The organism is Pseudomonas sp. Z18(2022) (genome assembly GCF_036346535.1).
Classification (GTDB): domain Bacteria; phylum Pseudomonadota; class Gammaproteobacteria; order Pseudomonadales; family Pseudomonadaceae; genus Aquipseudomonas; species Aquipseudomonas yamanorum_A.
This window is the reverse complement of record NZ_JAOTOA010000001.1, coordinates 1,057,635-1,073,319: the sequence shown is the minus strand read 5'-3', so window position 1 is coordinate 1,073,319 and position 15,685 is coordinate 1,057,635. Positions and strand designations below refer to the sequence as shown.

The following is a 15,685-nucleotide window of genomic DNA, read 5'->3' as shown; positions in this document are numbered from 1 at the left end:
TCGGCCCGTCTCACGATAAGCGTCGTAGGGGCCCAGAACAATACCAATAATATTCACGTGGAGATCCGCCATGAGTGCGCCCGATACCCTGGAGGTGGCCAAGCCCGAACGCCGCGCCGGACCTTTTGACTGGTACCGCAATATCAACCAGCAGGAGCGTCGTACGTTCTGGAGCTGCAAGATCGGCTACGGCCTGGATGGCATGGACACCCAGATGCTGAGCTTTGTGGTCCCCACGCTGATTGCGATGTGGGGCATTACCACTGGCCAGGCAGGCTTGATCCACACCAGCACCCTGATCGCCTCGGCGCTGGGCGGCTGGATCGCCGGCATCCTGTCGGACCGTATTGGCCGCGTGCTCACCCTGCAATTGACGGTGCTGTGGTTTGCGGTCTTCACCTTCCTGTGTGGCCTGGCGCAAAGCTACGACCAGTTGCTGGTGGCCCGTACCCTGATGGGCTTTGGGTTTGGCGGTGAATGGACCGCCGGCGCAGTGCTGATGGGCGAGGTGATTCGCGCCAAGGACCGCGGCAAGGCGGTGGGCATGGTGCAATCCGGCTGGGCGCTGGGCTGGGGCATCACGGCGATTCTCTACGCATTGCTCTACTCCTGGTTGCCACCCGAAGACGCCTGGCGTGCGCTGTTCATGTTGGGCCTGCTGCCGGCGATCTTCGTGATTTTTGTGCGTCGGCTGGTCAAGGACCCGGAGATTTATCGCGAAGCCAAGGCCAAGGAAGCGCCGAGCAACCCGGCGAAGTTCTACGAGATTTTTGCCCCCGGCATGCTCAGCACGACGATTCGCGCTTCGTTGTTGACCACCGGCGCGCTGGGCGGGTATTACGCCATCACCTCCTGGTTGCCGACTTTTCTGAAAAACGAACGGGGCCTGAGCGTCCTCGGTACCGGCGGTTATCTGGCGATGGTGATCGTGGGTTCCTACGTCGGTTACGTGATCAGTGCCTACATGACCGACCTGCTCGGGCGAAAAAAGAACTTTATTTTATTCGCCGTCGGCTCGTTCATCATCGTTGTGCTCTACACCCAATTGCAGGTCAGCAACCAAGTCATGCTGTGGCTGGGCTTCCCGCTGGGCTTCTTTGCCTCGGGGATTTTCAGCGGCATGGGCGCGTTTCTCACCGAGCTGTTCCCCACGCGGATTCGCGGTTCCGGCCAGGGCTTCTGCTACAACATCGGCCGGGCACTCGCGGCGTTTTTCCCGCTGCTGATTGGCCTGCTGAGCCAGAAGGTGCCGCTGAGCATGGGCATTGGCGGGTTTGCGGCGGTGTCCTACGGCGTGGTGATCCTGGCGGCGCTGAGCCTGCCGGAAACCCGTGGCAAGCAGCTGGAAGCACAGTAACCTGAACGTTGCGGGATCCTGAAGAAAGGTCCCACACTAGAAAAATATAAAGACTACAGGAGCCCTCACCGTGAGCCGCCTGCTATTGAACTGCGACATCGGCGAAAGCTTTGGCAACTGGACCTTGGGTCTGGACGCCGAGGTGATGCCGTTCATTGATTGCGCCAACGTTGCCTGCGGCTTCCACGCCGGCGACCCGAGCATCATGCGCAAGACCGTCAGCCTGGCCTTCCAGCATGGCGTGCAGGTGGGGGCGCACCCGGCGTACCAGGACCTGCAGGGTTTCGGGCGCCGTTCCATGGCCTACACCCCGCAGGAAATCCAGGACCTGTTGCACTACCAGATCGGCGCCCTTGACGGCATCTGCCGGGCCCAGGGCGGGCGGGTCAGCTACGTCAAACCCCATGGCGCGATGTACAACGACATGATGGCCAAGCCCGCGCAATTGCGCGCGGTGATCCAGGCCGTGGCGGCCTACGACGCCAGCCTGCCCTTGATGCTGATGGCCACGCGCGACAACAGCGCCGCCCAGGCCCTGGGTGACGAATATGGCGTGACCCTGTGGTTCGAAGCCTTCGCCGACCGGGCCTATGACAGCGCTGGCCATCTGGTCTCCCGGCAGTTGCCGGGCGCGGTGCACCACGATCCGGAAAAGATCATCCAGCAGGCCTTGATCATCGCCCGCGGTGAACAGCTGGTCGCCAGTGATGGCAGCCCGTTGCACCTGCAAGCCAATACCTTGTGCGTGCATGGCGATAACGCCAGTTCGGTGGCCGCCGTGCAGCGCATCCGCGAGGCGTTGACCCCAGCATGAAGCCACGGATTGAAGTGGTGGCCATCGACTGCCTGATGGTGCGCCTGTTTGAGGTGATCGCCGAAGACAACATGCCCTGGATGCTCGCCGCCACCCGGCGTTTGCGGGAGAGTTTTGGCCCGGCACTGGTGGACCTGGTGCCGTCCTACACGACCCTGATGGTGCACTACGACCTGCTGGCGCTCGACCCAGGCCAGGCGCGGGAGCTGATCAATCAGGCGCTCAAAGAATTGCAGCCAGAACCCAAGGGTAGCGGGCAGTGCCATGTGTTACCGGTCTGGTATGACCTGAGTGTCGGCCCCGAACTGACATTACTCGCCCAGCGCAGTGGGTTGGCGGTGGAGGAGGTGATTCGTCGCCACAGTCAGCACGAGTACCAGGTTTTCGCCTTGGGCTTTGCCCCGGGGTTTGCCTTTATGGGCCTGGTGGACGAATTGCTCGCGGCGCCTCGGCTCAGTACCCCGCGCAAGCGAGTGGCAGCGGGCAGCGTGGGGATCGCCGAACGGCAGACAGCGGCCTATCCGGTGGTGTCGCCGGGTGGCTGGAACCTGATCGGCCGCACGCCGGCCAAGCTGTTTGACCGCGAGCGCGAGGGCTACAGCCTGATGCAACCGGGGGACACCGTACGTTACGAAGCGGTCAGCCATCGTGAATTCATCAACCTGGGCGGTGATGACACGCCGTTGGAGGCACAGGTATGAGCCGCTTGCTGATCGAGGCCAGCACACCGTTGTGCCTGTTGCAGGACGCTGGACGCTTTGGCGTAAGGCATTTGGGCGTCACCCAGGGCGGCGCGCTGGATTGGGTGTCGATGTCGTGGGCCAACTGGTTGCTGGGTAACGGCCTGAATGCACCGGTGGTGGAAATCACCCTGGGTGGCTTCACGGTGCAGGCCGAGGATTACTGCCTGCTGGCACTGGCCGGGGCGGACTTGGGCGCTTATGTCGATGAAAGAGCGATCAGCCCGGGGCGCAGCTTTATTCTGCAAAAAGGCCAGCGTCTGCGTTTTACCCAGCCCTTCAGCGGTGCGCGGGCTTACCTGGCTGCGCCGGGCGGGTTTGATGCGCCTCAGGTGCTGGGCAGTTGCGCCACGGTGGGCCGTGAGGAGCTGGGCGGGCTGGATGGTTTTGGCCGGGCGCTGGCTGAAGGTGCGCAGCTGATGTATTCAGGCACGGGCGGTGCAATGCGGGAGTTGTCCACCGGGCAGTTGCCGAAACTGGACACGAAGGCGCCACTGGAGGTGATCCTCGGCGCGCAGATCGGCCAGTTTGGCGGGCAGAGCCTGTTTGATGTGTTCAACAGCGAATGGACCCTCGACAGCCGCGCCGACCGCATGGGCATGCGCTTGCTGGGCACGCCGCTGGAGTATCAGGGGCCATCACTGATCTCGGAAGGCATCCCGCTGGGGGCGATCCAGGTGCCGCCGGACGGGCAGCCGATCGTGTTGCTCAATGACCGGCAGACCATCGGAGGTTACCCGCGATTGGGCGCGTTGACGCCATTGGCACTGGCGCGGCTGGCGCAGTGTTTACCGGGGGAGAAAGTGCGTTTGGCGCCGGTGGTGCAGGAGACGGCGCATCGACAGCAAGTGGAGTATTTGCGCCGCTTTATGAACCGCTGAAAGCATCGCAGGCAAGCCAGCTCCCACAGTTTGGAATGCATTTCCCTGTGGGAGCTGGCTTGCCTGCGATGACGTCGGTGAGTGCTCCGCCTATTTGGAAAGAAAGCGCATCCCTTCCTCAAGCCCCCGCAACGTCAACGGAAACATCTGGTCCTCGATCAAATCCCGAACAATCCCGGTGGAGGCCGTGTAGCCCCAGGTATCTTTCGGATACGGATTAATCCAGATCAGCTTTTTGTACTTCTCCATGAACCGCTGCATCCACACGTACCCGGGCTCTTCATTCCAGTGCTCGACGCTGCCGCCAGCCTGGGTGATTTCATACGGCGCCATGGCCGCATCGCCGATAAAGATCACTTTGTAGTCGGCGCCGTACTTGTGCAGCAAGTCCTGGGTCGATGTGCGCTCGGAGGTGCGGCGCATGTTGTTCTTCCACACCGATTCATAAATGAAGTTGTGGAAGTAGAAGTACTCCAGGTGCTTGAACTCGGTCTTGCACGCGGAGAACAGCTCTTCGCAGGTCTTCACGTGCGCATCCATCGAACCGCCGATGTCGAACAGCAACAGCAGCTTGATGGTGTTGCGCCGCTCCGGGCGCATCTGGATATTCAGCAACCCGGCATCCCGGGCCGTGTGGTCGATGGTGCCGTCGATGTCCAGCTCTTCGGCCGCACCCTGGCGCGCGAACTTGCGCAGGCGGCGCAGGGCGATCTTGATATTGCGCGTGCCCAGTTCCACCGAGTCATCGAGGTTCTTGTACTCGCGCTGGTCCCAGACCTTGACCGCCTTGCCCTGGCGCTTGCCGGCGTCACCCACGCGAATGCCCTCGGGGTTGAAACCGCCGGAACCGAACGGGCTGGTGCCGCCGGTGCCGATCCACTTGTTGCCGCCGGCGTGGCGTTCTTTCTGTTCTTCCAGGCGTTTCTTGAATTCTTCGATCAGCTTGTCGAGGCCGCCAAGGGACTGGATCTGCGCGCGCTCTTCGTCGGTCAGCGAACGCTCGAACTCCTTGCGCAGCCAGTCTTCGGGGATCAGCGCCTGCAGGTGATCGTCGAGTTTTTCCAGGCCATTGAAATAGGCGCCAAAGGCCCGGTCGAACTTGTCGAAATGCCGTTCGTCCTTCACCAGGATCGCCCGGGCCAGGTAGTAGAACTCGTCCATGTCGGCGAAGGTCACGCGCTGTTTCAGCGCGTTGATCAGGTCCAGCAGCTCACGCACCGAGACCGGCACCTTGGCTGCACGCATTTCATTGAACAGATTGAGCAGCATGGCAATCGCCCTTATCGGTTACCGCGACGGCTCATGAACGCCAGGCGTTCCAGCAACTGCACGTCTTGCTCGTTTTTCACCAAGGCACCGGCCAGGGGCGGGATGGCCTTGGTGGGGTCACGCTCGCGCAGCACCGCTTCGCCGATGTTGTCGGCCATCAGCAGTTTGAGCCAGTCCACCAGTTCGGAGGTGGACGGTTTTTTCTTCAGGCCCGGTACCTTGCGCACGTCGAAGAACACGTCGAGGGCTTCGCTGACCAGGTCTTTCTTGATGTCCGGGTAGTGCACGTCGACGATCTTTTGCAGGGTGGTGCGGTCCGGGAAGGCGATGTAGTGGAAGAAGCAGCGGCGCAGGAAGGCGTCCGGCAGCTCTTTTTCGTTGTTGGAGGTAATGATGATGATCGGGCGTTTCTTGGCCTTGATGGTCTCGTCGATTTCGTAGACGTAGAACTCCATCTTGTCGAGTTCCTGCAGCAGGTCGTTGGGGAATTCGATGTCGGCCTTGTCGATTTCGTCGATCAGCAGAATCACCCGCTCCTCGGACTCGAAAGCCTCCCAGAGCTTGCCCTTTTTCAGGTAGTTGCGAACGTCATGCACCTTGTCCACGCCCAGTTGCGAGTCCCGCAGGCGGCTCACCGCGTCGTACTCGTAGAGGCCCTGGTGGGCCTTGGTGGTGGACTTGATGTGCCAGGTGATCAGCTTGGCACCAAAGGACTCGGCCAGTTGTTCGGCGAGCATGGTCTTGCCGGTGCCCGGTTCACCCTTGACCAGCAGTGGCCGCTCCAGTGTGATGGCGGCGTTGACGGCCAGTTTCAGGTCATCGGTGGCAACGTAGGCCTGGGTGCCTTCGAACTTCATCTATCAATCCTCGAACGTGACGCCGAACGGTGCAGCACCGAAGCGGGCGAGTAATCAGCTTTGCCCGACTATACCGCGCAGCCCCGGCGACTGTGAACGCAGACGGGCTATTCAGTCTCTGACTCGTTGGTACACTTTCAAACTGTCGAGTCGTCGGCAGGCCAGGTAGAATAAGGCTTGCAGCGGTTCGGTCGTGTGACACATGGCGGTGTATTCAGCGCTTGTATGTGCCCCGCGAAACCACCACATGACCGTACCACGTGCCCCGGAGAATTCTGAATGTCCTATTTGTCCCGCCGTGAGGGGCGTTATCACTACCGCCGCCGCTTCCCACTACCAGTTGCCGAACTGCTGGGCCGCTCTGAATACCGCAAAGCCCTAGGCACCGCCGACCGCACAGAAGCCCTGCGCCTTGCCCGGCAGGTGTCAGTAGAGTTTGACCGCATCTGTAGCGAAGCCCTGGCGCCTGTGGCGAACGATCCAGCCGAGCGCAGAGCGTCGGTCCCGGTTGATCCCCGCGCCGTCCTGGCAAGCCTACAGGCCGTGGTCGAGCGGGTAACACTCCGTGCTGTTACAGACATGGCGCCAGGGGCGAAGCTGGTAACGCGGAACTGGCAGACCGAACTGGATTGGCAGAAGCGGGCGTACACAATGGCCGCGCAGGGGATGCCGCCGCCTGGGATGGAAGCCGTTCACCCACTCGAATCTATGGCTGCTGTGAGGGCGCTGGAAGCCCTGGAGCGCGGTGAACCACCAACCCTTGGCGCTGGCATTCCTGGCCCGGTGGAAGCGCCTGTGGAGCCGGTCAGCCAGCAGGGCGATAGACGTTCCGCCCAGCAGTTCGCGGAAGCCCTGGACGGGTACTGTGAGCGAGTCAGCGCTGGCCGTGTGGGGATCATGCGCAAGCTCTGCAATGACGTTCTACGCTGGCCCAGCACCCCGGCGCAGCAGGTGCAACGGATCATGGCCTATGCCGAGGGCAAGCTAGATGGCGGTGGCAAGGCGTCGTCAGTCCACACCCAGGCGGCGGGGCTGATAACGATATTGCGGGAGGTGCCGGGATGGGATGGAATCAGCCTACCGAAGCAGGGCGCAGTAGCCAGGGCCATCCGTGCAGGTGGTGCACTCCAGAAGAACGCCCGCGACCCAATGCCGTTAGCCGTGGTGGCCCAGGTGCAGGCCGCCCTGGACGCCCGTGGTGATGCAGTAGACGCGGCAGCCATGCGTCTGCTTGTCCGGTACGGTGTCCGGCCCCTGGAGCTGTTGAGCGAAGGTCCTGCGGCATTGACCATGCGGGAGGACATCGTGGGTAACAGGGAGCAGGTATTCCAGGCTGGCCTATCTGGTGCCAAGAACGCAGCCAGTCGCAGGGATTTGCCTGTGGCAGCGGAGGACGTTCCGCTATTCAATCTGGTGCTATCAGGCTTTGGTAATGGCAGCACAGCGGAGAGAGGACGGCAGCGCGTTACGCGGTTGAGTCGTGCGGTTAGTGCGGCCTTGCTCAAGATACCAAACCTCAAGGGACAGCTCAGTCTGTACAGCGCACGGCACACGGCAGCGGATTTGCTGAGGGCAGCAGGGGCGAGTGAGGCAGAGGTGGGTGGTATCCTTGGACACACCCAGGCCGGGAACAAACACACTGGCGTTTATGGTGGAACGGCTCCACTCACACGACAGAGGGAACTGCTGGCCGGAGTCCGGGAGCGGCTCGACAAGCAAAATACCCCACAAGCCGATTAGGCAAGCGGGGTAGGGTTTAGTACGTGGTCACAGCAGATTTGCCGAAGTCACGCAGACGGCGTTCCGCAACAGTCATGCCGCCGTTCTCCACGGTGCCGGTGAAGGCATGGTCTACGCCACCCAGGCGAACGTCGATCTTCGATTGCAGCGCGGCCAGGGCTTTGCCATCAGCAGCCACCAGGGCAGTGTGCGGCAGCAGGCCCGATGCGTTCGATTGGACCGCCTCGCGGTACGCCACGACGCCATCAGCATTGGCACCCAGGACAATCGAACCGAAGCGCAGCCCAGCTTCCTGCATCGACGCGCCCTCGATAGCATCCGGGAAGTAGCTGTGCAAGGCCATTGCGGCAGCCAGCTCAACGTCGCCCAGGTCCAGGGACAAGGCGTCGATGTTGGCAGCTTTGAGAACCATCAGACCACGGCCTGCTGCCATTACCGGAACGCCAGCTTGGGCCGATGCGTTCAGCTTCTCGCGAACGTGCAGGTCGATACCCAGCGCCGCCATGGTCTTGTTCGGGGCAGCGGCAGCCTCGGCCATTACTTCAGCGCCTACGACCTTCGATACGGACAGGACGGCGGTGATGTCAGAGAACCATTCGGCCACTTTGGCCGACAGAGCCTCGGTGTTCGCGTTGGCCGCTCGGGTGTATCGAGTCACGGTGTCGAGGTGCTGGTTACGATCTTGCTCAAAGGCGAATAGGTTCGGGAGGTCCGCGAATGCAAAGCCGCGATTGGACAGCGTGGTCATCACCGCCATCAGCTCATGTTCTACATCGTCGCGGCTGGTCTTTTTGGAGTCAGCACGTTCGTCAGAGGTGAACAGCTCCGTCATCGTGGTGATGCCTTTGCGCAGCTCTTGCAGGTTGGCCGGGGCAGTCGGGTATTTAGTGGCCGGGACTTCGACCAGATTAAAGGGGACGGCAGCCTTGAGCGCATCGAACAATGCGATGGCGTTAGCGGATTTGCGGGCAGCAGCGAATTTATGAGTCATGGAATCTCTCTCTATAGAACGGATTGTTTGGGAGCCGGTTGGCTAAGGGACTTTGATGCCGCTAGAAGTGGGGACCACGTCCGTGTCAGTGCGGAAGTTGAGGAATCCGGAGGCCGGTGTGCTGTCCAGGGACTGCATTGAGGCGCTGGAGGCTAGCGCGGCCAGCCGACCCAGCCGGGCGTCGTCAGTGGCCCTCGCGGCCTTCGCCTGCATGTCGGCATAGATGCGGTCGACGTTGAGCTGTGAGGTGCTGCGGTCGTCGATCACAAGCCGTACTCCGATAGCAGGTCTTCCTTGGTCGGGGCAGCGGTGGGACGGGCGGCACGTTCGGCAGTCTTGGCATGGAAGCCAGCTACCAGGGCGGCGGTCTCTTTGTCCTTGTCGTCGTCATCGACGTGCCGCATCGTCTCCAGCAATTTCAGTAGCGAGACGTTGGCGCTTACCTGGGCAGCATCGACGGGGTAGTCGTTCTCGGCGCACCACTCCAACTTCTTGCGGGACGCGGCCAGTGTCTCAGCCAGCAGCGCCAGCCCCTCGGCGTGGACATCCAGGGGCTTACGTTTACGGCGACGGCGGGTTGTCTCGGTATTTTGTTCAGTCATAACAATTTCTCAATTTCAGTAAGTTCGCGGATCGTCGCTGCCCAGGTAGCAGGGCATGCAATCTCGAAGCGGTTGATATGCGGAGCGCCAACCAACGGAGCGGCTGTAAGGCCAGCGGTCAGGAAATAATTCATTACCGTGTAGGTCTGAGCTGGCGCACCGACGCTGATGCGCTTATGCACACCGCCGACAGTGATGGGCTCACCAGCCGCCAACATCGACTGGATGGTGTGCATACAGCGAATGCGATGGAGTGGTGGTCGGCCACGTTGCTTGAACAAGCCGACATGTTTTTCGTTACGTATGTAGTGCTTCACTGGATGACTCCTTCGTGCAGGGTTGGCTCTCCCGCAAGTGCAGGAAGGTCAAAGTTCATTCGGATAAGTGGCGCGAATTTAGGCCGGGAATGCAGCGTTAATCAGTCCCGCAAACGGCCACGGGCCTTGCGCCCTGTGAGGTCTTGTGAGGCTCTCTCAGCCACGTTCAATCCACGCCGCTGGCCTAGGGCGGTTGCGTCTCGGTAACGGGCGTTAGCGCGCAGGGCGAGCCGCTGGCCTGCCGCCCCACCATCACCTCCATTAGCCAGGGCAACCGCTGCTTTGTACATGGCCCCAGGCTCAGCATCTAGGGCGCGGCGGGGTTCGTGATCGTCGGTGTTGTGTTGCTCGGATGGTGGCAGCTCGCAGGCAACCAGCAGCTCGTTTAGTGTCAGTTGCATAGGGCTTCTCATTGTTTGTTATTGACCAAGGCGTGGGGTACGCGTACCCATATGCGTACCCTTTTGCTAGAGGTATAAATACCTATCAATCTTTCTTTCGAGTCAGGTAGGAGCTGATCGTGGACTTGCTGCGGCCCGTCAGTTTGGCGATAGCGCCATAGCCAGCGCCCTCACTGCGCATGCGCTCCGCTACAGCCTTCCAGGTGTCGCCTGCCTCCAGCCTTGCCAGTCGAGCGTCTTGCTGCTGCTGATGCTGTACAACGGCTGCAAGAGCGTCCTCAAGCTGGGCCACACGCTGCGCCAGGGTGAAGGCTTCGCCAATCTTCTTGATGCTGTGGGACATGGTGCCGTTGTGGATGCCAGCAACGTCGGTCCCTGAGCGGGTGATGGTTTGCATAACTGGATGATCCTCTAGTTTGGACAAGGCAGCTTTGTTCCGGGAGTCAGTCTTGCGACCACGGATAGCGGATGCCCACTGTGTGGGGCGCGGCATAGATACACTGTGCGCATTGATCTGTTGGCTTACCGAAGGGCGGGCGCCTTGTCCGATACGGTCCAGGCTGTCGCTGTAGATGAGTTCAACTACGTGCTGTGGCAACTGGTGCGGCTCTACACCCGCCTCTTTCATTGCGGCTGTTACCGCCTTCTTGATTAGCACTCCGACATTAGTTGCCTGCGCTGGGCTCCAGCCTTCCAGGGTGCCGTGTTTCTTTTTAAATGCTTCGGCCTTATCAAGTACAGGTGTGCTTACAGCTATTCCGACAGCGCGGCACACAACACTAACGGTCATGCCGTCTTGTTGTTCCCATGCGTAGACCTTCGGTGCTGTTGTCATATCCTGCGCAGGCATAGCCCGCAATTGTTCTAACTTGCTGGTCATTAATGTTCATCCATGTAAGACGGGTGCGTTTAAGTTGCGAGTGCAACGGCCTCAGCCCTGGAGTTCCAGGTGCAGGTAATGCAGTCGGCGCTCTGCCTCAGTGGCTGATCGCAGGTCGTCGGGTGGCAGAACCACAAGTCGCTGGTGATGCGCAATCGTGCCCAGGCAGTACTGCCGAATGTGTTGTTGGAATGGTTGCCCACGGGTGACTAGGCACGCTTCGCGCTCCAGCTCCAGCAGCACACGGTGGACCGAGGGGCGGGTCAGTGCGGGGTCTTGCTTGAGGATCATCCCAACCGGGACGAATCCATGCGTGTTGTTAAGTGTCCTTAGCGCCTGTACAACGGCCATCTTGGCCCGTGGTTTGGCCCCGTTGTCGCCGTGATAGCGCTTGTATTTCTCCTGGCGATGCCAGGTTGGATCAGTCCCGAAGGTCGGTCTGGTCATTGGTAAATCTCCAGGATGAGATAGCTAATCTCAAGATGCACAGAAACCCCGCATAGCCTTGTGGGCTGCGGGTTCTACGGATCATTGAGGTTGCTTGTCGAGAGGGTTAAGGCGGCTCAGGCAGCGCCTCACGGGCTCACAGCGTGTTTGCTGGGGCGTGTATCAGGAATGGGGATTTGCGGCCGGGTGCGCATATTCAGCAGAGAGCTAGGCGGCACAGTGAAGCGGGATCAATTGCGGGTTGCCCTGCTGAATCTCGGGTGCCCAACGGGACCAATTGAATTCGCTAGCATTCTTACCGGAGTATGTGACATTTAAAAAGTAATGCCCAAACACCATTTGCCACTGCTCGGGAGGCATTGCACCTCCCACGCAAGTGCGCTGCTTATGCTTCTGCGGGCACCACTGCCTGCATCTGGCGAACCCGCTGCACAGTGTTTGTACTGCACTCCAGCAGGTCCGCAACTTTGCGAATCGACTTACCTTCCTTCAAAAGCCCAGCGATGCGCGAGTGCAGCGCCTCGTTAGTTGTGCGTCCTTTATATGCGCCATCCGCCTTTGCCTTCTCGATGCCCTGTGCTTGACGGCGGCGGCGGTCCTCGTAGTCCTTGCGAGCGACAGCGGCGAGCATGTCCAGCAGCATGTCATTGATGGCGGTGAGCATGCGCGTGGTGAAGTCATCACCCTTGCGGCCAGCCCGCATCGACTGGTGCGAGGTTGGCAGGTCTAGTGCCACAACCAATACGCCCTTGGCTTTGAGTTCTGCACGCAGCTTTTGCCAATCAACCTCATTCAAGCGTGAGAGGCGGTCTACCTGCTCAATCAGGAGGATGTCCCCCGCTTCGCAGTCATCCAGCAGTCGGAACAACTCAGGGCGTTGTAGCGTGCTACCACTTTCGTTCTCAACATACCACGACACAACTCGTTGACCGTTCTCAGCGGCGAATGCCCTCAACTGATCTTTTGCACGGGTAGCGTCTTGCTCGTTGGTGGAAGCGCGGAGGTAGGCACGGATTATCATGGCGAAGTCTCTGTAGCGGTTTGGGTGTAGCGATGATGAGTGTAGCGATTGAAGTGGTCAAGCTGCAATAACGCTACGGATCATTCGACCCGACAAGCGGTAGTGCTTGAGGTATACCTAATTCGCTACATGGTGACGAGCGCGGCTAGCCATCTAGCCCCGTCACGCGCCTTACTTCCTCTTCTTAGGTGGAGGAGACTTAGGCTTGGGCTTATCAGTTTCTTTCACCGACTCTCTAGGATTGCGCTTCGCTTCACCCTCAGTAATGTATTCCCCAGTCACCGCATCACGATATCTCGTAGGCATAACTACTCCTTGCTAGCTCATCGCCACATTGCGACACCTCTCAAGGTCGTCTATATCGCTGGAGACGCAGGGAACCCCCCCGGCGCTTGGAACCACTGGCGTGCTACAGAGGGCCTACGGGGGAAGGCGACGTGATGGGATCAGAGAGGCCCCTTCATACGAATAGAGCGAATTTAGGTCGCTCATGCACTCATAATCCAGGGCCGCAGGGAATGCTCCAGTCAGTCAAACAGCGACGCCTGTGTTGAATACTGCGCGTAGGCGTACCGTCACAAAGTTTAAGCTTGTGGTACCGGAGCGTTTATTTGATTGATCATTGCTGCAATTTGATTCGCTATACCACCGCCAGGGGCAGTACCTTGGAAGACTACTTTTCCTGTTGTTTCATAGACGTTCAAAACTAATCCGTCAGTGAAACTATACATTAATTGGCCATTGGGTTTGGCCTCTAGGTTGGTCATGAATTTTGAAAGGTATTCTTTCAAGACTGATACATGCGAACAGATCATCGTTGGGATTGACATGGCTTTCCTTTTGCCAAACGGTTGAATAGAACTAAAAAAACGACGCAAGCCGAGTAGATAGAACCCTTACTTAAGTCGAGGCGTTAGAGTATGCCGCTTCAAGTTTGAAAGGGCAATTTGCCAGTACTCACCACCCAGTCCAGAACTGTTGCGCTTTGTTGCGTTGAGTCATTGGCCCGTAAACAGTGGGGCACATGCTCCGCCCACACGATGTGCCCATTTGAACGGATCACCGCCGAAGTGCCCGTATTCATTGGTCCAAAACGAAATCTCTTGTCCAGTCTCTGAATGGGCAGTCACGTTGAATATCAATCTGTCGAGGGCTTGGGCTGTTCATAACGGGCGTTGAAGGCCTGGACAAAACCATTGCGCAAAATCTGCAAAAACGCCTGGAACGCGCTGATATCTTGCTGGTGTACGTTGCCGCTCAGCTCCACGCGGGTGGCAAACTGGTTTTTGTTCTGGTTTTTCAGCACGGTCTCGCTGGCGCCCACCACTGCCTCCCAGATCGAACGGAAGATGCCCTTGTCCTTGTTCTCCACGTCCTGTTGCCAGTTGAACACCTCGACGTTGCGCAGCAAGGGCTTGATGTAGCCCGTCAATTGGGCTTTTTCGGCCTGGGCCTCCACCACCAGGTCGCCGGTGCCGGCATTGAAGTCGAACTTGCCGTAGGCCGAGGCGAAGTCATTCATGCGTTTGAGCTCGATATCCTTGGCCCGGAAACGGAATTCGAAGTTTTCGAAATTGCTCAAGGGGTCGAACGTGGCGGTGGCTTCCAACGGTGCCTGGCCCAGGAACAGCGCCTTGCCGTCGAAGCGCGCGTCGCGCTGGCCTTTTACATCCACCACATTGGTCAGGTTGTAGAAGCTGGCGTTGACTTGGGTGGCGTATAGATTGACCGGCGGTTTCGAGCTGAAGTTATGGAAGGCGATCTTTCCGTCGTCGATGCGCACCTCGTTGAGGGTGATTGGCAACAGTTTGCCCAGTTGCGCCCGCCAGTCGGTGCCCTGACCGGTCTGGGACGCCTGTTTGTTGGTGCCACCATCGACGAAGTTCAGCTCCGGCTTGATGAACTGTGCCTCGGCCACTACTGCGTGGTCGTACCACAGCGAGTGCCAACTGACCGACAGGTCTATCACCGGCGCCTTGACGAACGGTACCGGCACCTTGCCGTCGACCTTGACGATCTGCAAACCGTTGATTCGATAGGCCCCGCGCCATAACGCGAGGTCAACGTCGGTGACCTGGCCACGGTAATCGCCCATGTCGGCGAGTTTGTCATTCAGGTAATTGCGCACCAGATAGGGCAGGGCGATATCCAGGACGACCAGCAGTACCACGACCCCGACGAGGGTCCAGAGCGGCCAACTGTAGCGACGTTTCATGGGAATTTTCTCCATCCGTGTAGGCGATTGACTGCGGGCGCCGCCGGACGTTCGCTTGACTGGACGCGTTGCAACACGAGGCATACCCTTGGGGCCTTCCTGAAATTGCCTTAAGGACCCGTCATGAGCCGCATTTTTGCAGACAACGCGCACTCCATCGGTAACACGCCCCTGGTTCAGATCAACCGCATCGCCCCCCGTGGCGTGACCATCCTGGCCAAGATTGAGGGGCGTAACCCGGGGTATTCGGTGAAGTGCCGGATTGGCGCGAACATGATCTGGGACGCTGAAGGCAGCGGCAAACTCAAGCCGGGCATGACCATTGTCGAGCCAACGTCCGGCAACACCGGGATCGGCCTGGCGTTTGTCGCCGCCGCCCGTGGTTACAAACTGTTGCTGACCATGCCCGCATCCATGAGCATCGAGCGCCGCAAGGTGCTCAAGGCCCTCGGCGCCGAACTGGTGTTGACCGAGCCGGCCAAGGGCATGAAGGGCGCCATTGAAAAAGCCGGCGAAATCCTCGCCAGCGACCCGGCCAAGTACTTCATGCCGGCCCAATTCGAAAACCCGGCCAACCCGGCGATCCACGAGAAAACCACCGGTCCGGAAATCTGGAACGACACCGATGGCGCCGTGGACGTGCTGGTGGCGGGCGTGGGCACCGGCGGCACCATCACCGGGGTGTCGCGCTACATCAAGAACATCCAGGGCAAGCCGATTCTGTCGGTGGCGGTGGAGCCCATCAGCTCGCCGGTGATTACCCAGGCGCTGGCCGGTGAAGAGATCAAGCCCAGCCCCCACAAGATCCAGGGTATCGGCGCCGGTTTTGTGCCGAAAAACCTCGACCTGTCGATGGTCGACCGGGTCGAACTGGTCAGCGACGAAGAGTCCAAGGCCATGGCCTTGCGCCTGATGCAGGAGGAGGGGATTCTGTGCGGTATCTCTTGTGGCGCGGCGATGGCCGTGGCGGTGCGCCTGGCAGAGAAGCCGGAAATGCAGGGCAAGACCATCGTCGTGGTGCTGCCGGACTCCGGTGAACGCTACCTGTCGAGCATGCTGTTCGCCGATTTGTTTACCGATCAGGAAAACCAGGCTTGATTCAAATCAGCGCGATGGCACGGGCCTTATGCATAATTGGCCCATCATCGCGCAC

17 protein-coding genes are annotated in these 15,685 nt (G+C 59.8%); 6 read left to right on the top strand and 11 right to left on the bottom strand.

From position 1 onward, the window contains the following. The first annotated feature begins 70 nt into the window (after window positions 1-70). From V3W39_RS04870 to V3W39_RS04855, 4 genes are all read left to right on the top strand, one after another. On the top strand, window positions 71-1,357 hold the full coding sequence (locus V3W39_RS04870; protein WP_177044921.1) for an MFS transporter: 1,287 nt from the start codon (window positions 71-73) through the stop codon (window positions 1,355-1,357). A gap of 70 nt (window positions 1,358-1,427) precedes the next feature. Then, window positions 1,428-2,171 (top strand): 5-oxoprolinase subunit PxpA, encoded by a 744-nt coding sequence (locus tag V3W39_RS04865; protein ID WP_177121666.1) that lies wholly within the window; start codon window positions 1,428-1,430, stop codon window positions 2,169-2,171. After that, window positions 2,168-2,872, top strand: coding sequence for a 5-oxoprolinase subunit PxpB (gene pxpB, locus V3W39_RS04860; RefSeq protein ID WP_330212279.1), 705 nt, complete (start codon window positions 2,168-2,170; stop codon window positions 2,870-2,872). Before V3W39_RS04865 ends, pxpB begins: the two co-directional genes overlap by 4 nt. Beyond that, a complete protein-coding gene (locus tag V3W39_RS04855) occupies window positions 2,869-3,792 on the top strand; it encodes a biotin-dependent carboxyltransferase family protein (protein WP_330212278.1) in 924 nt (307 codons plus the stop codon). The genes pxpB and V3W39_RS04855 overlap by 4 nt, the downstream gene beginning before the upstream one ends. 90 nt (window positions 3,793-3,882) lie before the next feature. On the opposite strand, the gene V3W39_RS04850 is transcribed toward V3W39_RS04855, so the two are convergent. Both V3W39_RS04850 and V3W39_RS04845 read right to left on the bottom strand, forming a co-directional pair. After that, window positions 3,883-5,061, bottom strand: a complete 1,179-nt coding sequence (locus V3W39_RS04850) for a vWA domain-containing protein (RefSeq protein ID WP_010176516.1) — start codon at window positions 5,059-5,061, stop codon at window positions 3,883-3,885. 11 nt (window positions 5,062-5,072) lie between these two features. Next, the gene (locus tag V3W39_RS04845) at window positions 5,073-5,918 is read right to left on the bottom strand and encodes an AAA family ATPase (RefSeq protein ID WP_003210690.1); all 846 of its coding nucleotides are present in this window, start codon (window positions 5,916-5,918) and stop codon (window positions 5,073-5,075) included. 279 nt (window positions 5,919-6,197) lie between these two features. Between V3W39_RS04845 and V3W39_RS04840 the strand changes: the two genes are divergently transcribed. Beyond that, window positions 6,198-7,658, top strand: coding sequence for a DUF6538 domain-containing protein (locus V3W39_RS04840; protein WP_330212277.1), 1,461 nt, complete (start codon window positions 6,198-6,200; stop codon window positions 7,656-7,658). Window positions 7,659-7,674: 16 nt separating this feature from the next. On the opposite strand, the gene V3W39_RS04835 is transcribed toward V3W39_RS04840, so the two are convergent. The 9 genes from V3W39_RS04835 to V3W39_RS04795 all read right to left on the bottom strand — a co-directional run bounded on the left by V3W39_RS04835 (window position 7,675) and on the right by V3W39_RS04795 (window position 14,532). Further along, complete coding sequence (locus V3W39_RS04835; protein WP_330212276.1) at window positions 7,675-8,649, bottom strand: hypothetical protein; 975 nt, start codon at window positions 8,647-8,649, stop codon at window positions 7,675-7,677. 42 nt (window positions 8,650-8,691) lie between these two features. Then, on the bottom strand, window positions 8,692-8,916 hold the full coding sequence (locus tag V3W39_RS04830; protein WP_330212275.1) for a hypothetical protein: 225 nt from the start codon (window positions 8,914-8,916) through the stop codon (window positions 8,692-8,694). Next, window positions 8,913-9,251 carry a hypothetical protein gene (locus tag V3W39_RS04825; protein ID WP_330212274.1) on the bottom strand — a complete coding sequence of 113 codons (339 nt, stop codon included), beginning with the start codon at window positions 9,249-9,251 and terminating at the stop codon, window positions 8,913-8,915. The genes V3W39_RS04830 and V3W39_RS04825 overlap by 4 nt, the downstream gene beginning before the upstream one ends. Continuing rightward, window positions 9,248-9,568 (bottom strand): hypothetical protein, encoded by a 321-nt coding sequence (locus tag V3W39_RS04820; protein WP_330212273.1) that lies wholly within the window; start codon window positions 9,566-9,568, stop codon window positions 9,248-9,250. Before V3W39_RS04820 ends, V3W39_RS04825 begins: the two co-directional genes overlap by 4 nt. A 486-nt stretch (window positions 9,569-10,054) precedes the next feature. After that, a complete protein-coding gene (locus V3W39_RS04815) occupies window positions 10,055-10,849 on the bottom strand; it encodes a helix-turn-helix domain-containing protein (RefSeq protein WP_330212272.1) in 795 nt (264 codons plus the stop codon). Between the two features lie 51 nt (window positions 10,850-10,900). Then, a complete protein-coding gene (locus tag V3W39_RS04810; protein WP_330212271.1) occupies window positions 10,901-11,296 on the bottom strand; it encodes a hypothetical protein in 396 nt (131 codons plus the stop codon). 385 nt (window positions 11,297-11,681) lie between these two features. Next, window positions 11,682-12,317, bottom strand: coding sequence for a recombinase family protein (locus tag V3W39_RS04805; protein WP_330212270.1), 636 nt, complete (start codon window positions 12,315-12,317; stop codon window positions 11,682-11,684). 584 nt (window positions 12,318-12,901) lie between these two features. Beyond that, entirely contained in the window at window positions 12,902-13,147 is a 246-nt protein-coding gene (locus V3W39_RS04800) for a hypothetical protein (protein WP_330212269.1), read from the bottom strand. A 308-nt stretch (window positions 13,148-13,455) separates the two neighbouring features. Then, window positions 13,456-14,532, bottom strand: a complete 1,077-nt coding sequence (locus V3W39_RS04795; RefSeq protein WP_177044915.1) for a DUF748 domain-containing protein — start codon at window positions 14,530-14,532, stop codon at window positions 13,456-13,458. Between the two features lie 123 nt (window positions 14,533-14,655). On the opposite strand from V3W39_RS04795, the gene cysK reads away from it, so the two are divergent. Continuing rightward, window positions 14,656-15,630 (top strand): cysteine synthase A, encoded by a 975-nt coding sequence (cysK, locus tag V3W39_RS04790; protein WP_010176514.1) that lies wholly within the window; start codon window positions 14,656-14,658, stop codon window positions 15,628-15,630. The last annotated feature ends 55 nt before the right edge of the window (window positions 15,631-15,685 follow it).

Excerpts from the sequence above, each read along its gene's own strand:
- V3W39_RS04805 (WP_330212270.1), bottom strand. The coding sequence starts at position 12,317 with ATGATAATCCGTGCCTACCTCCGCGCTTCCACCAACGAGCAAGACGCT.
- cysK (WP_010176514.1), top strand. The coding sequence starts at position 14,656 with ATGAGCCGCATTTTTGCAGACAACGCGCACTCCATCGGTAACACGCCC.
- V3W39_RS04870 (WP_177044921.1), top strand. The coding sequence starts at position 71 with ATGAGTGCGCCCGATACCCTGGAGGTGGCCAAGCCCGAACGCCGCGCC.
- V3W39_RS04835 (WP_330212276.1), bottom strand. The coding sequence starts at position 8,649 with ATGACTCATAAATTCGCTGCTGCCCGCAAATCCGCTAACGCCATCGCA.
- V3W39_RS04795 (WP_177044915.1), bottom strand. The coding sequence starts at position 14,532 with ATGAAACGTCGCTACAGTTGGCCGCTCTGGACCCTCGTCGGGGTCGTG.
- V3W39_RS04825 (WP_330212274.1), bottom strand. The coding sequence starts at position 9,251 with ATGACTGAACAAAATACCGAGACAACCCGCCGTCGCCGTAAACGTAAG.
- V3W39_RS04850 (WP_010176516.1), bottom strand. The coding sequence starts at position 5,061 with ATGCTGCTCAATCTGTTCAATGAAATGCGTGCAGCCAAGGTGCCGGTC.
- pxpB (WP_330212279.1), top strand. The coding sequence starts at position 2,168 with ATGAAGCCACGGATTGAAGTGGTGGCCATCGACTGCCTGATGGTGCGC.
- V3W39_RS04815 (WP_330212272.1), bottom strand. The coding sequence starts at position 10,849 with ATGACCAGCAAGTTAGAACAATTGCGGGCTATGCCTGCGCAGGATATG.
- V3W39_RS04840 (WP_330212277.1), top strand. The coding sequence starts at position 6,198 with ATGTCCTATTTGTCCCGCCGTGAGGGGCGTTATCACTACCGCCGCCGC.
- V3W39_RS04800 (WP_330212269.1), bottom strand. The coding sequence starts at position 13,147 with ATGTCAATCCCAACGATGATCTGTTCGCATGTATCAGTCTTGAAAGAA.
- V3W39_RS04855 (WP_330212278.1), top strand. The coding sequence starts at position 2,869 with ATGAGCCGCTTGCTGATCGAGGCCAGCACACCGTTGTGCCTGTTGCAG.
- V3W39_RS04845 (WP_003210690.1), bottom strand. The coding sequence starts at position 5,918 with ATGAAGTTCGAAGGCACCCAGGCCTACGTTGCCACCGATGACCTGAAA.
- V3W39_RS04810 (WP_330212271.1), bottom strand. The coding sequence starts at position 11,296 with ATGACCAGACCGACCTTCGGGACTGATCCAACCTGGCATCGCCAGGAG.